Here is a 22,470-nt window from a genome sequence, read left to right as displayed (position 1 = left end):
TCAACTTTTTCCATTGAATAAACATAAACAAAAACATAAAATAATTGGTAATTCATTATGTTCACCTAAAATAATATCAATGTATGTCTTAAGTTTTCACTAAAAGAAAAGTACCTTGAATTAATAAGTCCTTTAGCACCCACTCTAAGGAAAAAGCTTCAGTCAGTTCCGCTTCATAAATGCCCGTTAAATCCATAAGCTAAATAACCCTTCATTAATTCCTAAATTATACATATAAAATATTCCAAAAATCGTGCTGATTGCACCAGTGGTTAATATCAGTGTTCGATTTATAGCTATCCGTTTCTTACTTAATACAAAGGGAATCCCGATAACGGTAGAAAAGAAAAGCATACCAACGACCGTTCCTGCCCCAAATATAAGAATATAAATCGCAGCTTCCCCAATACTCTTTACTGTACTCATCGTTAATAGCACCATAGCACCACTTCCTGCAAGACCATGAACGAAGCCAATCAACAATGACTTTAAATATGAAACCTTTCCATGTTGGTGTTTATGCTCATGTTTACCGCCATGGTCATGAGAATGAACATGTAGATGTTTATCCCCATCATGTTCATGCTGATGGACATGGAGATTTTTGAAAGCAAGGATTGTTTTAACCCCAAGATAAACAAGCATGATTCCCACTAAAAATTCTAAGGACATCGCCCATTTCTCTGGTAAGTCACCCTTCATAAAAATGAGGATAATACCAACAATAAATAATGTTGCCGTATGACCCATTCCCCAAAATACGCCAGCCAGCGAAGCGTTCCATAGCTTTTTGCTTTGACTCGCAATTGTAGATACCGCAATCACATGATCAGGTTCCACTGCATGCTTGATTCCTAAAATGAAACCCAAAGCTAAAACTGAAAATAATGTAACCTCCATAAAAGCTCCCCCTCTACATATTTTTTCTCTATTAAAAAACAGCAACCTTATGGATTGCTGGATTGTAAACATTAATATTTTCTAAGAAAACTCGGGCTTGTTTTAAACCATTCTTCACTAAGAATATGATGGAACTTCATAAATATTCGTTCAATCGTTTGTGTAGAGTTCGCTAACACTCTTACCATAAAACCTTTTACAGGCAGAATAGATAGTCCCACATCGCATGTATGCGTATTCAAATTCAGGGAATCGTATAACCGATCTAAGAGTTCAGGACTCGTTTGTTCCCCAACGACTAACATGGAACCTATATGTGTAAATCCTTCCATAAAACCAAGGTCCTCTATATTTTGAGTAACTGGATTCAACTTAATATGATCATACGTCACCAACTCATCATCCATATAAATTTCATTGATTAATTGAAGTCTATCATAGCTGAACCGTTCTCCATTAGGGGACCATCCTGGAGTAATGATATCTGAATAAAGGAATGTAGCTCCTTTCTCCATATGAATGACATTTTTTTGTTTATATCGCGCATGTTGATACGCAATCAATGGATCCGGGATATACTCTAAATAACTGCCTGCCTTAAGAAAAATTGCTGTCTCCTGATAAGCATGAGTATGAGGTGTTTTATAGACTTTTGTCGCGGATTGCGTGGTTAAGGTTAACCTGGCCTTTTCCTCCAATGAAATTTGCAGGGAATAGCGATCCCCATCTAAATAGCCCCCGCCCGGATTTAAAATATAATAACAGGCTTGTCCAGATTCATCATGATACACGGGACGCATCACTTTCAATGCTCCCTGAAAATACACGCTCTTTGCGACGGTTTTTCCTTTCCGATTTTCGACATTTAATCGCAAAACTCCTGTCCAATCCTCCATGTTAATCTAATCCTTTTAAAAGCACATTCTTTTTAAGCCAGTCAATCACTTGATTGGGCTCTGTATTATCTTTTAAATTCGTAAAAACAAACGGTTTATTTCCACGAAAAACCTTCGTGTCTGCCTCCATCACTTCCAAGCTCGCTCCAACGAAAGGGGCTAAATCCGTTTTATTGATGATAAATAAATCTGATTTAATCATCCCTTGGCCACCTTTTCGTGGAATTTTTTCACCTTGGGCTACATCAATAATGTAAATGGAGAAATCTACAAGCTCTGGGCTGAATGTTGCCGCAAGATTATCGCCACCGCTCTCAACAAAAATAAGTTCAACATCCGGATGCTTCTCTATTAATTCATCGATGGCCGCAAAATTCATCGAGGCATCTTCGCGAATCGCTGTATGAGGGCACCCGCCTGTTTCTACACCAATAATCCGGTCTGCAGGCAGGACACCATTTTGCATTAAAAATTTAGCATCTTCTTTTGTATAAATATCATTCGTCACAACTGCCATGCTGATTTCACCCTCAAGATGTCGTGTCAGCTTTTCAACCAACATCGTTTTGCCTGCTCCAACAGGTCCCCCAATACCAATCTTAATCGGTTCCATAAAAAAACACTTCCTTCTATCCGTATTAAGACATGAAAATGCGAATATTCACTCGTTCATGTTTCATTTGAGCTAACTCTAGACCAGGTGAAATGATCCCAAAATCTTCTTCATCCAATCCTTGAATTTTTTCCGATGCCTTCACTAATGCGCATTGAAACTTCTGAATCGTTTTCTGACCAACTGTCTGACCTAAAGGGATAGCCCGTACCGCGTTTTGAACAAGGGTCGAAACAGCTGAATATAGATAATAAAGAGTAGTAGTGGATTGTGCAACTCCAAGATGGTGCCCGATTATCGTAAACACAATGGAAGGATGTCCAAAGGATTGCTTCTTTTTGATCCGTTCTCTATACAAAGAGAGAACAGGCACTTCGTATAAGGCCTCTACAAGATTCAACATGCGTTCACCCATTCTTTGGGTACCCTCTCTCGTTTCGCGAGGCAAATTTTGAACCAGCAGCAATCGGTCAATCTTCCACACCTTTTCAAAGTTTTCTTCCTCTAATGCTTCATAAACAAGACGAGAAGCCAACCCATCCGAATAGACGAGCTGTTCATTCAAATAAACATGAAGCCACTGCTCAAATGTTTCCTGATCATACACTTGATTTTCTTGAATATAACTCTCTAAACCATATGAATGACTAAAAGCACCAGTTGGCAAGTTGGAATCACATAATTGAAATAAAGGAAGAATGTGATTATCCATGACTATGCCCAATATGACGGAATGCTTGTTTGACTTTGCGATCTTCACGTTTGAAGGGAATTCCAAGATCTTGCAGCAATTCTTCTACTAAATAATCATACTGAACGAGCATTTCGTTCTCTTCAAATTGGGCTGGAAGGTGGCGGTTTCCTAATTGATGGGCAATCGTGCCCATTTCTTTCAAAGATCGCGGGCTAATCACGATTAGATCATCGGATAAGACATCAATGACAATCATATTTTTATCATCCATAAATAAAACATCACCCGCTACAAGGTCACGCGGATTTTTTAGGCGTATGCCAATTTCTTTGCCGTGGTCGGTGATTACTCGTTGGATTCTTTTTACTAAATCCGCACTTTCCAGGTAAACTTTTTCCTTATGACGCTTGTTTATTTCTCCTTGCTCCATCTGTTCAATATTCGTGACAATGCTTTCAATAATCAATATTTTCACCTCAAAATAGGAAATAGCGTTGTCCCATCGGAACTTTGTCGACAGGGTCGCATGTAATGAGTTCCCCGTTTACTCTTACCTCATACGTTTGCGGATCAACAGTGATTTCCGGGGTTTCTGAGTTAAGTTTCATATCTTTTTTCGTTAATTTCCGGATACCATGAACAGGGAGAATTATTTTTTCTAGTCCTAATTTCTCCTGTACTTTATCATCAAAGGCCGCTTGAGAAATAAAAGTAATAGAACTTTTGGATAAAGCTTTTCCTTGCGATGCATACATCGGACGATAAATGATAGGCTGCGGAGTTGGAATGGAAGCATTTGCATCTCCCATAAGGCTTTGCACAATAAAACCATTTTTTAATACAAGCTCAGGCTTCACTCCAAAGAACGCAGGTGACCAAATCACAAGATCGGCAATCTTTCCTACTTCCACCGAACCAACATGATTGGAAATTCCATGAGTGATCGCAGGATTGATGGTATATTTGGCCACAAAACGCTTCACACGATTATTATCAGAAAGCTCGCTGTCTCCTTGCAGTGCTCCTCGTTGTTTTTTCATTTTATCTGCTGTTTGCCAGGTGCGTAAAATCACTTCCCCAACCCGCCCCATTGCCTGTGCATCCGAGCTAACCATGCTAAATACACCCATGTCTTGCAGGATATCTTCAGCAGCAATAGTTTCACGTCTAATCCGAGAATCGGCAAAAGCAATATCTTCTGGAACCGATGGGTTTAAATGGTGGCAAACCATAAGCATATCCAAATGTTCATCGATTGTATTCACCGTATATGGCAATGTAGGATTCGTTGATGAAGGCAGAACATTCATAAAGCTAGCCGATTTAATTAAATCCGGAGCATGACCGCCTCCTGCCCCTTCCGTATGATACATGTGTATGACTCGGTCTTTAATGGCCGCCATTGTATTTTCTACAAATCCACCTTCATTTAAGGTGTCTGCATGAAGAGCAACTTGAACATCATATTGGTCAGCCACCCGTAACGCATGGTCAATGGCTGAAGCTGTAGCCCCCCAGTCTTCGTGGACTTTAAGTCCGATGACGCCTGCCCGTACTTGCTCTGCCAAAGGTTCTTCCGTCGCCGCTTGTCCTTTTCCTGTGAAGCCTACATTTATGGGCATTCCTTCCGCCGCTTGTAGCATTCGATGGATATTCCACTCACCCGGGGTAACCGTTGTAGCCCTTGACCCAGAAGTAGGACCTGTCCCTCCTCCAATCAAAGTAGTCAGACCAGCCGTAAGAGCAACATCTATTTGAGCAGGGTTAATAAAATGGACATGGGTATCAATTCCACCAGCTGTCACAATCATGCCCTCTCCTGCAATAACCTCGGTAGACGCTCCAATGACAATATCCACCCCATCCATCACTAAAGGATTGCCCGCTTTACCGATTGCGGCAATTTTTCCGTCACGAATCCCAATATCCGCTTTATAAATACCCGTATAATCCAAAATAACCGCATTCGTAATCACAACATCTGGGATTCCATCTCCCCGGGTTACGAGAGGGTGCTGTCCCATCCCATCACGAATTACCTTCCCGCCGCCAAAAACGACTTCCTCACCATAGGTTGTATAATCCTTTTCAATTTGAATAATTAAATCCGTATCCGCCAATCGAATGGAGTCTCCTGTTGTCGGTCCGTACATTTGTGCATATTGCTTTCTCGTCATTTTGAAACTCATTGATTGTCCTCTCTTTCCAAGAATCCATCCGTTTTATTGTTAAATCCATAAACACGGCGTTCCCCGCCGAAGTCAATCAATTCTATTTGTTTTTCATCCCCTGGCTCAAAACGAACCGCGGCACCAGCTGGAACGTTCAATCGTTTTCCAAAGGCTTCTTCTCGATTAAATTGAAGAGCCTCATTCACTTCATAAAAATGAAAGTGCGACCCTATTTGGATAGGACGGTCTCCTGTATTAGTTACGGAAAGACTTTTTACTGTTCTTCCAGCATTACAAACAATATCTTCTTCTTTTAAAAATAATTGTCCCGGTTCCATTTAATTACGCCTCCTTTTACTTTTTATCTAACCGGACTATGTACCGTGACCAATTTTGTTCCATCCGGAAAAGTTGCTTCCACTTGAATATCATCAATCATTTCAGGAATACCTTCCATCACATCTTCACGAGACAAAATCGTTGCCCCATACTCCATTAATTGTGCAACTGTTTTCCCATCTCTGGCCCCTTCTAATACTTCATATGTAATCAATGCTACGGCCTCAGGATAATTTAATTTCAATCCTCTTTCTTTTCGTCGCTTAGCTAAATCAGCTGCTACTACAATCATGAGTTTATCAATCTCACGTGGTAATAATTGCATCATAAACCTCCTTATTTTCATGTAATTACCAAATAGATCTTTATAAAATTGGAAAATACTAAGTTATAGTTATGATAAGAAAACGAACACAACTAGCCTTTCCATTTTAATTACCTTTAAACGTGTCATCCTATTTTTATCTAATTTTTTTAGAGGAGAATTTTATGAGACAAAGCAAAAATGCTTTTACGTCTAAGGAGACCTTTTATTCAATGATTTCGGTATCGTTAAAGGGGATTTCTCAAGTTGCATTAATTGAAAATGCCATTTCAGGTTTCATTATTCTAATAGCCATTACAATTTCCTCTTATTATTTAGGAATAATGACTCTAGCATCTTCCATCATAGGTACGCTAATCGGGAAGGTCGGAGGTGCGGATGAGAACAGTGTACGTGCTGGATTATACGGATACAATTCCGTATTAACAGGCATTGCACTTACCATATTTTTAACTGAATCTTCCAAGTGGATTATCGCTTTATTTGGAGCAGCTTTTGCAGCCATTTTATCAGCTGCTATGATGCATTTTATGAAAAACACCGCAATACCAATCCTGACGTTCCCTTTTATCATTCTCACCTGGTTTATGTTGCTTACTTCCTATCGATTAAAAGCATTCCAATTAAATACGGCGCTAGTACCTCAAAGTTTAGTGCACTGGAAATTAAACATTGCAGGAGAGATAGATTGGACAGAGGGAATCTTTAATGGGATTGGGCAAATATTTTTTCTAGCTAATACCATATCTGGAGTTCTGCTTTTCGTTGCCCTTTTTTGGGCTGGATGGAGATTTGGCCTCTATGCTATTTTAGGCAATACCATTTCTTTACTTACAGCCTATGGACTTGGAGGGGAACATTCTTTAATTTTAATGGGACTATATGGCTATAATGCGATATTAACCGCTTTAGCTGTATCTCTAGTATTTAAGGACAAGAATAATCGGTTTGCACCCTTAATAGGTATCATTGCAGCTTGTTTTACCGTCCCGCTGACAGCTAGTATAAGTACATGGCTTTTGCCATACGGACTCCCTGCTCTGACGATGCCTTTTGTTCTCAGTACCTGGCTCTTCCTAGGGGCAAGAAAGGTTTTGCCTAAATTCTAATAAAGTAAGACGACCACACACACTCTACAAAGAAAAAACACCACGTTTAACTGACGGGATGTTTTTTCCTTGTATTATTATTGCAAGCGATTTGAATTTGACATCAATTCTTGAACCTTTGATTCTACAGCTTTAAGATGATCTTCTTCGAGGTTATTGTTCGGATGTGGATGAAACCAATGAATTTCTCCATCGTGGAAAATCCCTTGATAATTGTCTCCCTGAATATTGAGTGTGAACTGTTGCCGTTCATGGATTTGATTCTCAAACAGTGGTTTTACTTCAAAATCTTGAAACATGATGAAAACCTCCTAATATATTTATTCTTCAAATATTCCCCTAAAATTATCTTAAATATTCTCTATCCATAACGAAAAGAGCCTGGCACCTTTGGAACAGTGCCAGGATATAACCGTTAACTTATTTTTGCTAAATGAGCATATACATCTGACAAATTAGAAAAACCTAGTTGTTGGGTTAAACGAACACCCTCTGCCCATAGCTTGGCAGTTCCAATTGCATCGTGTAAAGCATGGTGTCTTTTTTCGATTGAAATGCCAAAATGGTTGCAGCAGTCATCCAAGGTGATTAAATCTTTTTTAGGCTCCACGACCTTCGTTAAAAAAGATGTATCTATAATACGATGCTGAAAATTCAGCTTTAAAACAGAAGATGTGGCATGTTGCATAAAACTCTTTTCATGATTAGCATGATGAGCAACCAGGGGTCGACTTTCAATAAATTGATAGAATTCCTTTAGCACCTGTTCTAAAGAAGGAGCTTCGGCAAGTTCCGCTTCACAAATCCCCGTTAACTCTTTAACATGCTCTGGAAGCGGTTCGTTACAATTCACTAAGGAATAGTACGTTTCATCTTCTATAATTTGATTACCAATCATTTTAACAGCGCCAATAGATACAATTTTATCACCTTTTTGTGGATAAAAGCCTGTCGTTTCTAAATCAAATACCGTTACCTTTAATTCTGAAAAAGGTACCTGCAGCACATCTTTAGCTTTTATATCTCTTTGGAGCTGCCTAAGAAAAGCTATACTTGCAGCGTCCGTTTGATGCTCAACAGATGAGTACATACTCGGACTTAGCTTTCCAGATAATTGTTTAACAAAGCGAACCATCTGATTCATAATCATGATGAACACCCTTTATTAATAATATGTTTGGTTTCAGTAAAAAGCCTATAGCCATGTTTCATAATTTGTTTAAGCTCTTGCTTTTCTGATTTTGTTAAAGAATCCACATTTAAGAGATGAACATCCTCGTAACTTTTCGACTGCTTTTTAAAGGAAAGACGTAAATGTAATAGCTTTTCAAAATCAACTTGATATTTTTTGATAGTATTATAACGATTAGGCAGCTGCTGAAAACGGGCTAAAGTAGACGGAGAAAAGATACCCTCTTTCAGTGCAAGCAACCGTAAGGAATTCACATACGGAAAAAAGATCACTTCCTTCATATTAATACACCTTGTTTCCTTACCAAAAGAATCCGGTAGAAACTGCCCAAGAATACCGAGCCCTTTCTTCATATGACGGATATTTTCAAATAAACGGATATATAAATAAGGATCTTTCCTCAAATGGTTAAATGCGAATTCTTTTAATCTTAATAGAAAACCATCCTCTCCTATTAAAACACGCGAATCAAAGAAGGTAGAAAAATACCGAAGAGATTCCCAACTTGCCTCATTCAACCAATGGCTAATTTGCTGTTCCCAGGAAGCAACTGAATTGCACCATTTAGGGTTTGATGACATAACCTTTCCATCACACAATTCATAACCAACTACACTTAATCCATTGGAGATTTCTTCTCCCATCCTTAAAAAATAGGATTTAAATCCTTCGTTTCCTGCAAAAATAATACCGTGGTCTTGATCACTCCAAATAGATTGTTCAGACCTTCCGCCACTACCCATTATAAAGAAAGCAAAGTGAGCCGGGGCTGGCCCAAGCTCACTTTCTACTTTCTCAATTGCTTTTTGAACAGTTGTCTTAATTAACATATCATGAAATTGATTAAGAGCTATTGGATTCTCCCAAACTTTATGAATATGTTTATCTCGCCACTGTCTCATTTCAAGATAGCAGTTTATATACGCTTCAAACTCATCATTATCTGAATGGTTAACAACAACCATTTTATACACCCGCTTTTTCTTTATGCTCAGGCATGCTTTCTGGATAACCATAACTTCCGTGTTCACTTAAATCAAGTCCAATGATTTCTTCTTCCTCAGTAACACGGATACCTCCCATAACTGCATTCATCACTTTTAAGATAATGTATGAAACAACAAATGCGTATACACCCGATGCCGCTACACCCATTGCTTGAACACCTAATTGTGTAAAACCGCCGCCGTAGAATAATCCCGCTTGGCCCCAGTCAATATCTGTTGAAAGCGCAGGTACTGCAAATAGTCCATTAGAAAGTGTCCCCCACACACCAACTGTACCGTGAACGGATAATGCAAAAATCGGATCATCAATCTTCGCTTTATCAAACAATTTCATACTATAGAAAACCATAAGTCCGCCAACTAAACCGATCACAACCGCTGCCCAAGGTTCAACGAATCCACAAGATGCAGTAATGGCAACAAGACCTGCTAATGCACCATTTAATGTTGTTGGAATATCGGCTTTACCCGTTGCTACCCAAGCGATAAACATCGCAGCAACTGCTCCAGCACCAGCAGCTAATTGTGTATTTAAAGAAACAAAACCAAAGAATGCATCTGCAACTCCAAATGTACTACCAGCGTTAAATCCAAACCAACCTACCCATAAAATTAGAACACCTAATGCAGTAAAAACTTGGTTATGACCAGCAATATCATTCGATGAGCCGTCTTTATTGTATTTACCAATACGCGGCTTTAAGATCATTGTAGCAGCTAAAGCAGCCATTGCACCTGTTAAATGAACAACTGTAGAACCAGCGAAGTCTTGCTTACCATGTTCAGCTAACCAACCACCGCCCCAAATCCAGTGAGCAACGACAGGATAAACAAGCGCTGAGAATAAAATAGCAAAAATAACATAAGCAGATAATTTCGCTCGTTCAGCAAAACCGCCAAATGCAATGGTTAAAGAAACTAAAGCAAACATCATTTGAAACATAAAATCTACAGCAGGAGTTAATCCTTCCTCAACCGTTGAAGTGTCACCATAAAAGAAATTTGATAACCCTATAAATGCATTACCTTCTCCATAAATAAAACCATATCCGACAGCCCAGAAAACTAAAGCTCCAATTCCTGCAGTGAAGATTGTTTTACCAGCAATGTGACCAGCATTCTTCATTCTAGTCGATCCTGCTTCAAGTAATATGAACCCACCTAACATAAAGAAAACTAAAATTGTACCAACGATTACCCACAGATTATCCATTAAAACTATAGCATCCAATTTCACTCATCTCCTTTTCTGTTAATCTTGTAATATATTTCAAAGTATAAATGTAAGGAAACATGACATCAAGTGTTATGTAAGATTTTCTAACAAACAAATCGCACAAAAGATACTTCCACTATAAACGAGCAACCTATTCACTCCCCCCTTTCCTTAACCACTTCTATGTAGTTTAGTTATGAATCTAAAACGAATAAGTTTTATGACATAAAACATCAGACGATGGTATTCACCGTCGTCTGATTTCCATCCTATTTCATTTGTGGCAGCGGCCGATTCAGCTATTCACTATAAAAAGCATCCATATCCGACTCAAAGTCTTTTAAAATCGGATACCAAGGCGTTACTGCTTCTTCTTGCAACACAAAGCTAATCAAAAAACTTAGCAATGATGCCTCCAACAACGACAACAATAATAGCACCAATCAGGGCAGGAACTAACGAAAAACCTGCTACCATCGGACCCCATGTCCCAAATAAGAGCGGACCAATCCAGGCTCCTATGAAACCAGCTACTATAGCTCCAGCCCAGCCTCCCGGCATATTAAAAGGTGATACCTTATCGGCAACCGTACCAATTATCATCGCAATAATAACAGAAAGAATAAAGGTAATAATACCCATTCAAACACCCCTTTTTCCCCATCGTATGCAAGCCTTGTACTAAATGTTCGAGTGGAAAAAAGGGTTCGTATAAACATATAAGTCCTATCCTTCTTCATACATAGTATTATTCCTAATGCCACTATAACGATAAAAAGCCCAGTCTTAAGACTGAGCTCTTTATCGTTATAGTTATTTAATTCCTTCTTATGCAATCATTCAGATTATCACAACGAAGCTATACACTCTTCTCTTACGTCCATTTCATTCCAATCAGAGAAATCTAAACAAATTTCTTCCATTTGTTTTTATCGAATTTAAGTTAAAATTTTATTTCACATTTGATTGGGCAGAACTAAAATGTTTCTCTAGTTTACCAACAATTTCATCATTGGCCGCCTCGACAACTTCCAAATATTGTGGTTTATCAAACAATTGACTAATTTGTTCAGGGAATGTCTGTTCAATATTACAAAGTTCAATGGATTCATTGAATTTTGCTGGATGCGCTGTTGCGAGTGTGACACATACTTCACTAGGATCATTACAAGTTTCGTAAGCAGCAACTCCACAAGAAGTATGCGGATCAAGTAAATAATTGGTTTCAGCATAGTACTTGCTGATAGTTTGCAGGCATTCTTCTCCCTCTACTCCATATGCTGCAAAATCCGCTTTTACCTGACGAAGCTGCTCCTCATTCACAACAATTTTTCCTTCTGTTTTGAATTGATCCATTAAGGCAGTTACTGCATCTGCATCTTCATCAAGCAAGTAGTACAGATAACGCTCAAAGTTACTTGCTACTTGAATATCCATAGAAGGGCTGTATGTACTGCGGAATTCACTAGGCTGGTACACTCCATCCTTGATAAAACGTTCTAAAATATTATTCTCATTCGTTGCAACAATAAGCTTACCAACTGGAAGCCCCATTCTCTTCGCCAAATAACCGGCAAAAATGTCCCCAAAATTTCCTGTTGGCACACTGAAGTTGAGGCTTTCTATGTCTTTCTCTTTTGCGACTTGGAAGTACGCATAGAAATAATAAACAGTTTGCGCTAAAATACGAGCAAAGTTAATGGAATTAATGGCACGCAGATGATATTTATTTTTGAATTCCAAATCCGCAAATAATTCCTTAATGATTCTTTGCCCATCATCAAACGTTCCCTTTATTGCTAAATTTAAAACACTTTCGTCATGAACAGTCGTCATTTGCAGCTCTTGCACCTTACTTACTTTTCCATGAGGATGCAAAATACATATACGAATGCCTTCTTTTCCTCTTACACCCTCAATAGCTGATGCACCTGTATCCCCTGAAGTAGCACCAAGAATGTTGATGGTTACACCTGTTTTCTTTGCTATATAGGAATACAAGTTTCCTAAAAATTGCAGAGCAACATCTTTAAAAGCAAAGGTTGGTCCATGGAACAGTTCTAACACATACATGTTATCCTTTACCTTTTGAACTGGAGTTACCTCAGAATGGCGGAAGGTTCCATAGCTTTTCTCGATTAATTCCTTAAGTTCATTTTCTGGAATTTCCCCATCAACATAATAAGAAATGATTTCGTATGCTAATTCAGGATAAGTCAACTTGGACATTGCCTGCAGCTTTTCTACAGGAATTTGTGGAATTTTTTCTGGAACTAAAAGTCCTCCATCTGTTGCCAACCCCATTAAGACTGTATCAATAAAACCAATTTTACTTACATTCCCACGTGTACTAATATATTTCATAACATCCTCCAAGAAAAATATAATTTATTACTATCCTTACCTAGAATTCGCCGTGAGTCAATATATAATTGAAATATTAGCTGAAATATCAGACTTCTTTATTCTTCATATTGTTCTTTCAACAGTTCGATAATAACCCTATTACTTTCATTTTTTTCGTTTGAAACAGGAATGATTTCGTAACTAGTCATTTACATTGTTGGCTCGATGGGAATAGGTTAACAACAGTGATTTAGCAATATCAACACCTATGTTTTTATTAAGTTCTCAAAGACTCTTCTTTAAAGAAAAAAACACTCGCATTCATCATGCAAGTGCAAACCAAACATTATTACTCTTAATTTCTTTTTCTACTGTAAAGATTTCCCCAAAATTTCTACAATATCCATTGTTTTGACCTGGTCTTCTGCTTCCTTTACCTTGGTCCCATCACTCAGCATGGTCAAGCAGCAGGGGCAATTACTTCCAATCATTGTTGGACTAAGCCGAAGTGCTTGTTCGACACGTTCTCAATGTTTATCCGTTTTCCCTGTGTTTCCTCTATCCACATCCTGCCGCCGCCAGCACCGCAGCACATAGCATTTTCTTTATTTCTTTGGAAGAAAGATTCCTTCAGGATCGACGACTCCATAAAGAATATCCAATTCTTCATGTGTTGGAGGCAATGTTTCACCGCGGCAGCGTGAGAAATCAAGAGTAAAACCAGTGTTTTCCTGGAGAATCTCTTCGGTAATTCCCGGGTGCAAAGTGTCTACATACATCCTGCCAGTTTCCTCATCAAAGCGGTACACTGCCATGTTCGAAATTACAGCGGATGGACCGCCTAGAAATTTTTTGCCGTAGGCCTGACGGCGGTGCATCCACTCACCGGAAGGCCATTGGCGGACACGCCAGCCCGGAGAGGTGAGATAGTCAACTTCTTCTTTAAAACGGCGTTTTTCCTGAACCATGATAAAAACGGTACGTTTTGCCAGTGAATTAATATCATTATTTCCGCCACTACCCGGGAAGCGCATGTCAGGATTTAAGTAATCACCGACAACGGTCGTATTCACATTTCCATACTGATCAATTTCTGCTCCGCCCAAAAAAGCGAGATCCACTCTTCCTCTTTGCAACTGGTCAAAAACATCCAGTAAGCCGGAGGCAATCGAACAACCTTCCACGCAGCGGGGGTCCCCCACAGACGAAGGCAGAGAAGTACTTCTGGATCCAATCGTCCCTGCTTCGTAAATAACCTTACAGTCAGGTGCGGTGGTTTGAGCAGCCAGCATGACCGCCAGCACCGGAAGCCCGGTACCGGCAAAAACAACTTCATCGTTATTTACTTCCCTGGCTGCAGCCACGGCAAGCAAATCGGCAGCAGTATACTCACCAGGGGCTGCATACATTTTATTCTGTACTAGTACCTTTTCCATTAATTACTCCCCCTTTTTGCACGAGTGCTATATTTGTAAAAACTGTTCGTCCTCAGATTCATAAGGCGGGAAACATTCAGTTTATCCAGATATTCCTCATGGCTTCCGACCCCGTAAACCCATTCGTCAAGCCAGTCTTGCGTTCCGGACTCTGTTTTGGAGGCGGTTGCAAAATCATTGATAAACGCACCGTCCACATCATAGCAGCCGTACATACCGGTTGGGTGCGCCCCCCATGGAACTTCAACAATCGCATCAACCATGTAGCTTGGGAGCAGATTGCGATCAGGATCCTCTCTCAGATAGGACTCCGGAACAATTTCCTCGGCAATGACAATGACTTTATCCGCTGCTTTAGCGGCCTGTTCATCGGAGAAGGTTTGTCCCATCACACGTACCGTACCCTCTTCCCCCACCTGCTGGGCGTGAATGATACATACATCCGGCCTTGCCGCCGGTACAAGAATAATTTCGCCTTCATCGTAGAACGGATCGGGTGCATACCCAAACTTTTGAAAAGGAATGCGCGGGTTCTTTCCGTCCCTTAAGCCTGCTTTGCCGAGCATATCATATTCCGGATTCAAAATGTCCGTACCCCTTGAGGCCCATGTTGGGAGATACGGAACTCCAGCTGCTCCTGCCTGCATTCGGTACAGGATATGCTGGTGGCTGTAATCTTCAACAATTATTTCGCCTGATTTCATTTTTCGGTCCATACAATAAGGCACTTTCCCGTAAAGTTCATGGCCGTTCCAGCAAGATTCCCAAATGGAGACAGCACCGGCCCCAATCAGCATTTCGGTATGCGTTCCCGAATTAACCTCTATTAAATGAAGATTTCTTTTCCCCTGGCGCAGCATTTCATAGATTGCGGCCATTGGACGCCGCCAAATGGTAAATCCGCTAAAGGTAATCATGCTGCCATCCTGAATCATTTGCACAGCTTCTTTTAAAGAACATCTCTTGTCCTTCATACTTCTTTCTCCCCCTATCTATTGTCGTCTGTAAAAAATTACACTGAGACCGTTTGCCCTGCGTTTTTTGGTTGAGTGTTTTGTGCTTTTGATTGATCTCCCAACAAATATTTTGAAATTACCAATCTCTGAATCTCATTGGTACCTTCATAAATTTGGGTAACTTTTGCGTCTCTGAATAATCTTTCCACCGGATAATCCTTCGTATAGCCATAACCACCATAAATTTGGATCGCTTCTGTCGCATTCTTCATCGCTGTATCGGTTGCATAGCGTTTTGCCATCGAAGCTTCTTTCCCACATTTGATGCCCTGGCTGCGAAGCTTGGCTGCACGGTAAACAAACAGTTTGGCTGCTTCCACTTCTGTAGCCATATCGGCGATTTTGAAAGCAACCCCCTGGTTTGCTGCGAGTGGCTTGCCAAACTGAATCCGTTCCTTTGCATACTGGATGGAATATTCCAAAGCGGCTTCGGCAATACCCAGACCTTGGGCTGCGATGCCAATTCGACCTACATCAAGGTTGGCCATGGCAATTTTGAATCCTTCCCCCTCTTGGCCCAGCAGATTTTCTGCGGGAATTTCGGCATTTTCAAAAATTAATTCCGTTGTATTGGAACCATGGAGCCCCATCTTTTGTTCTTTTTTACCAACAGTGAAGCCTGGGGTATTTTTCTCGACGATAAATGCGGAAATGCCTCTTGTACCTGCAGTTGGATCCGTTACGGCAAACGTAACATAAGTATCGGCAGCACCGCCGTTTGTAATAAAAATCTTGGAGCCGTTCAAAATGTATTTATCGCCTTTTTTCACCGCGGAAGTACGAATTCTCCCTGCATCGGATCCCGCATTTGGTTCCGTTAGTGCAAAGGCGCCAATGTACTCGCCGGATGCCAGCTTCGGAATATATTTTTGCTTTTGTTCTTCCGTTCCGAAATACAGAATTGGATTGGTTCCCACGGATGTATGAACGGATAAAATGACTCCCAGGGTAGCGCTTACTTTGGCAATCTCATTAATGGTCAATATATAGGAAGTGAAATCCGCCCCTGCTCCTCCATATTCCTGTGGAATTGGAATCCCCATCAAGCCGTATTCGCCCATTTTACGGATAATGTGCAATGGATATTCGTCCGTTTCTTCCATCGTTTCAACAAAAGGGGCAATTTCATTTTGAGCAAAGTCGCGTACCATTTTTCGCATCATTTCTTGTTCTTCAGTAAATTCCAAACACATACTTTTTCCTCCTCTGTATTTTTCCTGTTTCTTTTATTAGTTGTATTGATAAAACCCGCTTCCCATTTGACCTGCTCCAATAACCATAAACGTTTTAATTTCTATACTTCCTTTGCCCCTCTATTTCAAATTTCTTTATCGTACTTCAATGAGGATAGCGTCGCCCTGTGCAGCTCCGGAGCAGATTGCTGCAATACCGAGACCGCCGCCGCGCCGGCGCAGTTCATAAATCAGCGTCATTATAATCCGCGCTCCGCTTGCACCAATCGGATGTCCGAAGGCAACCGCTCCACCGTTTACGTTTACCTTTTCCAGGTCATATCCGGCAATTTTCTCACTTGTGAGAGTTACAGCTGCAAATGCTTCATTTACCTCAAACAAATCAATTTGATCTATGGTATATCCTGTTTTTTTCAGCAACTTATTTATTGCAAGGCCAGGAGTTGTAGCGATGTAAGGAGCTTCCTGTCCCACCGCGGCGTGTCCAAGGATGACAGCTAGCGGCGTTTTGCCCAGCTCGGCTGCTTTCTCCTCCGACATCAAAACCATGGCACCGGCACCGTCATTTATACCAGGTGCATTCCCTGCTGTAATGGATCCGTCTTTGGTGAAAACCGGAGGCAATTTTTTCAGTTGTTCGAATGTTGTCTCACGCGGTGCTTCATCTTTATTTACCAAAATTGGTTCGCCCTTGCGCTGCGGCACAGCTATAGGCACGATCTCTTCGTGAAATTTGCCTGCCTCAATTGCTTCAATCGCGCGCTGCTGGCTGCGCAATGCCCAGTTATCCTGCGCTTCACGTGAAATCTCATATTCAGCAGCAACATTGCTGCCATGAACAGCCATATGCTGTCCATCGTAAGCATCGGTGAGTCCATCATTCAGCATCAAATCGACTACCTTGCCGTTCCCCATACGCATACCCCAACGTGCATCTTTCAATATGTAAGGTGCATTGCTCATACTCTCCATTCCGCCTGCCACAATGACATCAGCGTCACCAGCACGAAGGATTTGGTCTGCTAATGTTACGCTGCGAAGGCCGGAAGCACATACTTTATTAATCGTTTCCGTTTGAACTTCCCAAGGTAATCCCGCGATTCTTGCTGCCTGCCTTGAGGGAATTTGCTTCGCGCCGCCCTGAAGAACCATCCCCATGATTACTTCGTCCACCTGATCTCCTTCAACTCCAGCACGGACCAACGCTTCTTTTATCGCAACCCCGCCAAGGTCAACAGCTTGCAAATCCTTTAAAGCCCCTCCAAATTTTCCAAAAGGAGTTCTGGCCGCACTAACAATTACTGTTTTTCCCATTTTCACACTTCCCCCTAAGACCGATTTTGAAAAAATAAATAACAAAGACTATAGTCTCGGACCACAGTCCCAGACCGTAGTCTGTATTTTGAATTTTATTTTAAATGTTTTAAATTGTCAATATTTTTAAAAAATTCCTTAATCAAAAAATTATGGAATTTTTCACCCATCCTTAAAGACCTATGAAGATATGCCACTGACAATTTGGCCAGCTTCAAAGAGCTCTTAAGCTCTAAAATTTTCTTTCTTAATTCCATAAATTAATTTGTTTATGCTAAAATTATGAATTATACGACAACAAACACATTCTTTGTTTGATTAAGGAGATTCATAGATGTCAGATTTAACCCCCAGACAAATAAAAGCCAGGAAAACAAGAAAAAAGATTCTGGAAACGGCTTTAGAGCTTTTTAGCAAAAAATCCTTCGATGATACAACCGTTGATGAAATAGTTAAACTGAGCGGTACATCAAAAGGGGCATTTTACACACACTTTAAATCGAAATACGAAATTTTCTTTGAAAAATTTAAAGAGATTGACGAGATTTATTGGGAGTTTACTCAGTCTTTGCCTGAAGAAACAGATGCCAGCGAAAAATTGCGGCAGCTTTCTGAATTGCAAATGGTTTATCTCAGAGATTATTGGGGAAAAGATCTGTTTCGAACCCTGTATACAAACGCTTCTCCAAATAACAATTACTTTTTGAATAAAAACAGAGCTATCTTTAAAATAGTCCATCAGTTTGTAAGCGAAGGTCAAAAAAAAGGAGAATTCAAAAAAGATCTTTCCCCCGAAGAAATCACCATAATCATTACACGATGCATGCGCGGAACACTTTTCGATTGGTGTATCGGCGATGATAATTTTGACCTTTTACTAGAAACCCAAAAGATTATACATACGTTATTGGATGGTATAAGAGCATAATTTAATAAAACACAGCACCATTCCGAAATACAATGTATCCTATAGAGTAGACACTAAAAAAAGTCTACCTATAGGATCACAGCCATCAATTTTTAAAAAAACGAGTTCGATGCCAAAGTCATCGAACTCGTTTTTTATAAGAGGGACTAGGATAGATATGTTTTGAACATACTCAAATAAGACTTTCTTCACTCCGTATTTTTATACAGCTTTGTGAAGTCCCAGCATATATTCTTGAGTGATGCCAAGAATATCGAATGGTGTACGCTTATTATACTTTCGTACTTTTCGCCCATTTTGAACAAGTTACCGGAAAGTCTGGGTTATAACTGATACAGGAGAATGAAAAAACACTTTACTCTAAGAAATTAGAATAAAGTGTTTTCAACAGGTTTAAATATACAATCAATGTACATTCTTGCTAATCTTGATACTTAGATAATTGTTGCTGCGCAGAATTAAGTGAATTAATGGCTTGTTCAATCTTTTCTTTGTTGTCTGGTTTTTCTACAGAACTAAGCGCTTGTTGCAATGTGTTAACCGTATCCTGTACAGATGACATACTTTGATCAACGTATTGTTTAGCTTTTCCTGGCATATGTAACCCTCCCTATACTAATTTCAAAAATAGTATCTGCACAAATGAAAATAAAATTCCTAAAATTATTAGTTTGAGGGAAGGGGAAACATACTTCAATTTTCTTCTCTTCTGTTATTTTATATCCTCTAGCGCATCAAGAGGGATAGGATGCCCTACTTCTATCGTTCGATTTAATTTTTTTCCTTTAATTTGTTCGATATAAGTGACATACTGCCCTTTCATTTTTTTGACTTCTAATGTTTTAAACGCTTCTGTTCCCAATAAATCTGTCTGCTCCTCTAAAGGTTTTTGGATGTCTAAACCTTCGCTCTTTACTACAAGTAAATCAGTCATATCATTTAACGTCTTATTCAATGAATAATTAATGCCCACTATCGCAATAATCACTACAAATATCCCAATTATGCTACCTATGATTCTCTGTTTTCTTTTATTTTGCCGCATTTCAACTCTCCTCTTTATACTATATTTGTTTATTGAACCTTCCCCGCCAAACTGCATCTAGTTGACTGGTATACTAAAAAAAACAATACAGCAAAAGAGAAGTGAACGTGATGAGAAGGAGGGATTGGGGAGAAAGTATAAAAGAAACAAGGAACAAATTTACAATTATTCCTTATTACTAAATGATAAGCTGAGGCTCTTTAATGTGTGAAGTCTGGCAGTAAAAATGAATAAATCATCGTAGTTATTTTCTACGTACTCATCAATAATGCTTAGCCCTTTCTTAAATCTATTAACTAATAAATACGTGTACTCTGCATTCCAAATAAACCGATTTATTCTCAAAAGTTCATCTGCTAATATTTGAAACTTAAACTCCTCAACAAGAAGTTTTACTTGATACAATTTATCTCGATTTAAAATCAAGCTGTTGTTTTTATTTTGATAATGCTTATGAACAAACTTTATAAAATCAGCTATATTTTCAGCCAGCATTTTCGCTATTTGCATCTCGAGGTTCATTTCTTCATCTCCTCAATATCTAATAATTACTATGAAGAGTGTATGTTTTGAGACGATATTTTAACACCAACAATACAATCTACTAAAAGAAGCCTGTCCTCCTCATTCGTTGACGCTTTAATGTCGTCGGGGACAGGCACTGATTTTTTTACACACGTAATCATCATGTATCTTTAGTACTATTTCTAAAATTATCGTAATCCGTCTTAATGTAATGAAATAACTTTGCGTTGCCGCCTTGGTCTGGATGAGTTATTTTTAATAACCCTTTATATTCTGCCAACACTTCTTTAGTACTTGCCATTTTTGAAAGCCCTAATTTTTTACTATAATTATTTGATTGAGTGCTGGAGGTGAGAGTGTAATGGTCTCCTTTGCTCTCTTTTAATTTTTTTAATTCATTACGTAATTCAATATTTCGTTTTACTAAATCCTTTATTTTACTTTGTAATTTACTTTCCTCATTCTTTAAAATGGCCACTTCTTTTTTCAACTTGTCTCTTTGCTCAATTAATCTGCGCTTTGCATTCTCATGAAGTTCTTCCATTCCTTCTATATGCTTATCTTGTGCCTGTATTTTTAGTTTTAATCGGTGGATCATTTCATCCATATTTTGATTTGCACGATCATCGATAAACAGCTTTGAGGTTGTATCATCAACTATGTAATCAGTTTTCTTGTTTCCGCTTCCTTCGTATTTAATCCTGCCTTCATGTAACCAACGTCTAACTATTTGATTACTAATACTTTCTGATACTCCTGCATCTTTTAACAGGTCAAACGCTTGATCTGTGTCATCAATTATGCAGCCAGTTTCTCTACTCCTTTTTCCTCCCTCATATTTAATCTTCCCTTCACGCAGCCAACGTCTCACAGTTTGAATGCTAGTACTTTCTGATACTCCTGCATCCTGTAACAGCTCAAATACTTGATCTGTGTTCACAATGTTCCGCCTTCCCCTCTTATTACGCCACATCATGTTATATTGAGTGATATCAGCCTAAAAAATGAATCATTTTTGTACCTCGTCACAAAAATTTCAACAGCGTATTCAAATAAACATTCTTATGTCGATTTAACAAGTTGAAATCGAAGTAGAAGATATCTTCTAAACGATCAATTATATGAATGCGTTAATCCAACACTTGCACTTTCACCTTTTTAACGCCCCAATTTAAAGCATCCTGCTCATTAGGAATAAAGACATCGATTCTATTTCCTTTTATAGCACTACCTGTATCCTCGGCTGTTGCGTAGCCATAGCCCTCCACATACACTTTTGATCCAAGCGGGATGACAGATGGGTCAACTGCTACTACTTTTGCATCCGGATTCGATTTTAAGTCGACACCTGTAGCTGTAGTTCCGATACATCCCTGACAATCAGCAGTATATGCCGTCGCTCTTACGGTAATCTCTTTTTCTATATCTGATTGATTCGTAGTTTCACTTTTTGATACTGTTTTTTCTTGTTCAGCTGTGTTAGCTGGTACAGCTGTGTTAGTTGGTACAGCTTGCTCTGATTTCGTTCTAGATTCTACGTTCTCTGTCTCAACTTTATTTACCCCTGGTTTCATAACTAGGTTCTGTTCTGGATGAATTGTATCTGAATTTAAACCGTTCCAAGACTTAAGGTCGTTTACTGATACATCATTTTTATGCGCGATTTCCCATAGCGTGTCCCCCGACTCGACCATATAATCCACTTCTTGAAAAACCTGTAGTGTTTCTCCCGCATAAATTGTATCTGACGACAACTGGTTCCAAGACTTAATTTCTTCTATTGAAGCTTTATATGTTTGAGATAGCCCCCATAATGTGTCTCCATCTTTCAGTTCGACATCTTCTGCTTGTACCGGACTAGTAAATGCACTAGATATTGCAGCCGCTGCCACTAGCGATAAGATTGATTTTTTCATATGTTGTTACCTCCCTGTAAGCTAATATTTGCAATCATATCACAGTTATTTTCTATACAAAGAACAGACAGATAAAGAATAGATGACAGATATCACAGAAGTATAACGGGAAGATATCAATTTTTAAAATAATACTAGAATAATTACTATATTTGTCCGTCGTATCTAAATCACGACACCCATGGCGGAGTTCAGTTATTAGGTGCCCCAACTGTACTGGACCGTCTATTCAAACAGGCTATCTTCCAGCAACTGAATATGATGTATTTAAATAATTTTACATAGGCAC

The 22,470-nt window shown here is 39.3% G+C and carries 26 protein-coding genes and 1 pseudogene; 2 read left to right on the top strand and 25 right to left on the bottom strand.

All coding sequences use genetic code 11. The annotated features are described in order from the left end of the window. Nucleotides 1-186 precede the first annotated feature (186 nt). The 8 genes from V7068_RS11315 to V7068_RS11280 all read right to left on the bottom strand — a co-directional run bounded on the left by V7068_RS11315 (nt 187) and on the right by V7068_RS11280 (nt 5,938). On the bottom strand, nt 187-900 hold the full coding sequence (locus tag V7068_RS11315; RefSeq protein ID WP_499712862.1) for a HoxN/HupN/NixA family nickel/cobalt transporter: 714 nt from the start codon (nt 898-900) through the stop codon (nt 187-189). Between the two features lie 71 nt (nt 901-971). After that, nucleotides 972-1,796, bottom strand: a complete 825-nt coding sequence (locus tag V7068_RS11310; protein WP_499712860.1) for an urease accessory protein UreD — start codon at nt 1,794-1,796, stop codon at nt 972-974. 1 nt (nt 1,797) lies between these two features. After that, nucleotides 1,798-2,409: an urease accessory protein UreG gene (gene ureG / locus V7068_RS11305; protein WP_499712858.1), complete on the bottom strand. Its 612-nt coding sequence runs from the start codon at nt 2,407-2,409 to the stop codon at nt 1,798-1,800. Between the two features lie 25 nt (nt 2,410-2,434). After that, nucleotides 2,435-3,121, bottom strand: a complete 687-nt coding sequence (locus tag V7068_RS11300) for an urease accessory protein UreF (RefSeq protein ID WP_499712856.1) — start codon at nt 3,119-3,121, stop codon at nt 2,435-2,437. Further along, nucleotides 3,114-3,569 carry an urease accessory protein UreE gene (ureE, locus tag V7068_RS11295; protein WP_499712854.1) on the bottom strand — a complete coding sequence of 152 codons (456 nt, stop codon included), beginning with the start codon at nt 3,567-3,569 and terminating at the stop codon, nt 3,114-3,116. Before ureE ends, V7068_RS11300 begins: the two co-directional genes overlap by 8 nt. A gap of 10 nt (nt 3,570-3,579) precedes the next feature. Further along, entirely contained in the window at nt 3,580-5,292 is a 1,713-nt protein-coding gene (gene ureC / locus V7068_RS11290) for an urease subunit alpha (protein WP_499712852.1), read from the bottom strand. After that, on the bottom strand, nt 5,289-5,612 hold the full coding sequence (ureB, locus tag V7068_RS11285) for an urease subunit beta (RefSeq protein WP_499712850.1): 324 nt from the start codon (nt 5,610-5,612) through the stop codon (nt 5,289-5,291). The genes ureC and ureB overlap by 4 nt, the downstream gene beginning before the upstream one ends. Before the next feature lie 23 nt (nt 5,613-5,635). Continuing rightward, nucleotides 5,636-5,938, bottom strand: coding sequence for an urease subunit gamma (locus tag V7068_RS11280; protein WP_499712848.1), 303 nt, complete (start codon nt 5,936-5,938; stop codon nt 5,636-5,638). A 164-nt stretch (nt 5,939-6,102) separates the two neighbouring features. Between V7068_RS11280 and V7068_RS11275 the strand changes: the two genes are divergently transcribed. Beyond that, the gene (locus V7068_RS11275) at nt 6,103-7,047 is read left to right on the top strand and encodes an urea transporter (protein ID WP_499712846.1); all 945 of its coding nucleotides are present in this window, start codon (nt 6,103-6,105) and stop codon (nt 7,045-7,047) included. Nucleotides 7,048-7,124: 77 nt separating this feature from the next. Here V7068_RS11275 and V7068_RS11270 read toward each other — a convergent pair whose 3' ends face one another. The 12 genes and pseudogenes from V7068_RS11270 to V7068_RS11215 all read right to left on the bottom strand — a co-directional run bounded on the left by V7068_RS11270 (nt 7,125) and on the right by V7068_RS11215 (nt 17,767). Then, nucleotides 7,125-7,346: a DUF5342 family protein gene (locus V7068_RS11270; protein ID WP_499712844.1), complete on the bottom strand. Its 222-nt coding sequence runs from the start codon at nt 7,344-7,346 to the stop codon at nt 7,125-7,127. 116 nt (nt 7,347-7,462) lie between these two features. After that, nucleotides 7,463-8,197: an exonuclease domain-containing protein gene (locus V7068_RS11265; protein ID WP_499712842.1), complete on the bottom strand. Its 735-nt coding sequence runs from the start codon at nt 8,195-8,197 to the stop codon at nt 7,463-7,465. Then, nucleotides 8,194-9,204 (bottom strand): DUF294 nucleotidyltransferase-like domain-containing protein, encoded by a 1,011-nt coding sequence (locus tag V7068_RS11260; RefSeq protein WP_499712840.1) that lies wholly within the window; start codon nt 9,202-9,204, stop codon nt 8,194-8,196. Before V7068_RS11260 ends, V7068_RS11265 begins: the two co-directional genes overlap by 4 nt. A 1-nt stretch (nt 9,205) precedes the next feature. After that, a complete protein-coding gene (locus V7068_RS11255) occupies nt 9,206-10,477 on the bottom strand; it encodes an ammonium transporter (protein ID WP_499712839.1) in 1,272 nt (423 codons plus the stop codon). Nucleotides 10,478-10,761: 284 nt separating this feature from the next. Beyond that, nucleotides 10,762-10,869 carry an acetone carboxylase subunit gamma gene (locus tag V7068_RS11250; protein WP_499712837.1) on the bottom strand — a complete coding sequence of 36 codons (108 nt, stop codon included), beginning with the start codon at nt 10,867-10,869 and terminating at the stop codon, nt 10,762-10,764. Continuing rightward, nucleotides 10,850-11,104 carry a GlsB/YeaQ/YmgE family stress response membrane protein gene (locus V7068_RS11245; protein WP_499712835.1) on the bottom strand — a complete coding sequence of 85 codons (255 nt, stop codon included), beginning with the start codon at nt 11,102-11,104 and terminating at the stop codon, nt 10,850-10,852. The genes V7068_RS11250 and V7068_RS11245 overlap by 20 nt, the downstream gene beginning before the upstream one ends. A gap of 309 nt (nt 11,105-11,413) precedes the next feature. Then, nucleotides 11,414-12,826 (bottom strand): threonine synthase, encoded by a 1,413-nt coding sequence (thrC, locus tag V7068_RS11240; protein WP_499712834.1) that lies wholly within the window; start codon nt 12,824-12,826, stop codon nt 11,414-11,416. Nucleotides 12,827-13,176: 350 nt separating this feature from the next. Further along, a pseudogene (locus V7068_RS11235) lies at nt 13,177-13,424 on the bottom strand (heterodisulfide reductase-related iron-sulfur binding cluster); the annotation flags it as partial. After that, a complete protein-coding gene (locus V7068_RS11230; RefSeq protein WP_499712868.1) occupies nt 13,414-14,217 on the bottom strand; it encodes a CoA-transferase subunit beta in 804 nt (267 codons plus the stop codon). The gene V7068_RS11230 and the pseudogene V7068_RS11235, both read right to left, overlap by 11 nt. Nucleotides 14,218-14,243: 26 nt before the next feature. Next, nucleotides 14,244-15,218, bottom strand: a complete 975-nt coding sequence (locus tag V7068_RS11225; RefSeq protein WP_499712832.1) for a CoA transferase subunit A — start codon at nt 15,216-15,218, stop codon at nt 14,244-14,246. 38 nt (nt 15,219-15,256) lie between these two features. Then, nucleotides 15,257-16,453, bottom strand: coding sequence for an acyl-CoA dehydrogenase (locus V7068_RS11220; RefSeq protein ID WP_499712831.1), 1,197 nt, complete (start codon nt 16,451-16,453; stop codon nt 15,257-15,259). A gap of 135 nt (nt 16,454-16,588) precedes the next feature. Then, nucleotides 16,589-17,767 carry an acetyl-CoA C-acetyltransferase gene (locus V7068_RS11215; RefSeq protein WP_499712830.1) on the bottom strand — a complete coding sequence of 393 codons (1,179 nt, stop codon included), beginning with the start codon at nt 17,765-17,767 and terminating at the stop codon, nt 16,589-16,591. 334 nt (nt 17,768-18,101) lie between these two features. Here V7068_RS11215 and V7068_RS11210 point away from each other — a divergent pair, with 334 nt between their 5' ends. Continuing rightward, a complete protein-coding gene (locus tag V7068_RS11210) occupies nt 18,102-18,695 on the top strand; it encodes a TetR/AcrR family transcriptional regulator (protein ID WP_499712828.1) in 594 nt (197 codons plus the stop codon). Nucleotides 18,696-19,116: 421 nt separating this feature from the next. Here V7068_RS11210 and V7068_RS11205 read toward each other — a convergent pair whose 3' ends face one another. The 5 genes from V7068_RS11205 to V7068_RS11185 all read right to left on the bottom strand — a co-directional run bounded on the left by V7068_RS11205 (nt 19,117) and on the right by V7068_RS11185 (nt 22,181). Then, complete coding sequence (locus tag V7068_RS11205) at nt 19,117-19,293, bottom strand: hypothetical protein (protein ID WP_252289779.1); 177 nt, start codon at nt 19,291-19,293, stop codon at nt 19,117-19,119. 114 nt (nt 19,294-19,407) lie between these two features. After that, nucleotides 19,408-19,740, bottom strand: a complete 333-nt coding sequence (locus V7068_RS11200) for a hypothetical protein (RefSeq protein WP_499712826.1) — start codon at nt 19,738-19,740, stop codon at nt 19,408-19,410. 165 nt (nt 19,741-19,905) lie between these two features. Continuing rightward, nucleotides 19,906-20,262, bottom strand: coding sequence for a hypothetical protein (locus V7068_RS11195; RefSeq protein ID WP_499712825.1), 357 nt, complete (start codon nt 20,260-20,262; stop codon nt 19,906-19,908). 163 nt (nt 20,263-20,425) lie between these two features. Continuing rightward, a complete protein-coding gene (locus tag V7068_RS11190) occupies nt 20,426-21,205 on the bottom strand; it encodes a hypothetical protein (RefSeq protein WP_499712823.1) in 780 nt (259 codons plus the stop codon). A gap of 190 nt (nt 21,206-21,395) precedes the next feature. Continuing rightward, nucleotides 21,396-22,181, bottom strand: a complete 786-nt coding sequence (locus tag V7068_RS11185) for a 3D domain-containing protein (protein ID WP_499712821.1) — start codon at nt 22,179-22,181, stop codon at nt 21,396-21,398. Nucleotides 22,182-22,470: the final 289 nt, after the last annotated feature.

Origin of the sequence: Bacillus sp. JJ634, from assembly GCF_036962285.1 — a bacterium.
GTDB lineage: Bacteria > Bacillota > Bacilli > Bacillales > DSM-1321 > Peribacillus > Peribacillus asahii_A.
This window is presented reverse-complemented; position numbering and strand designations above follow the sequence as displayed.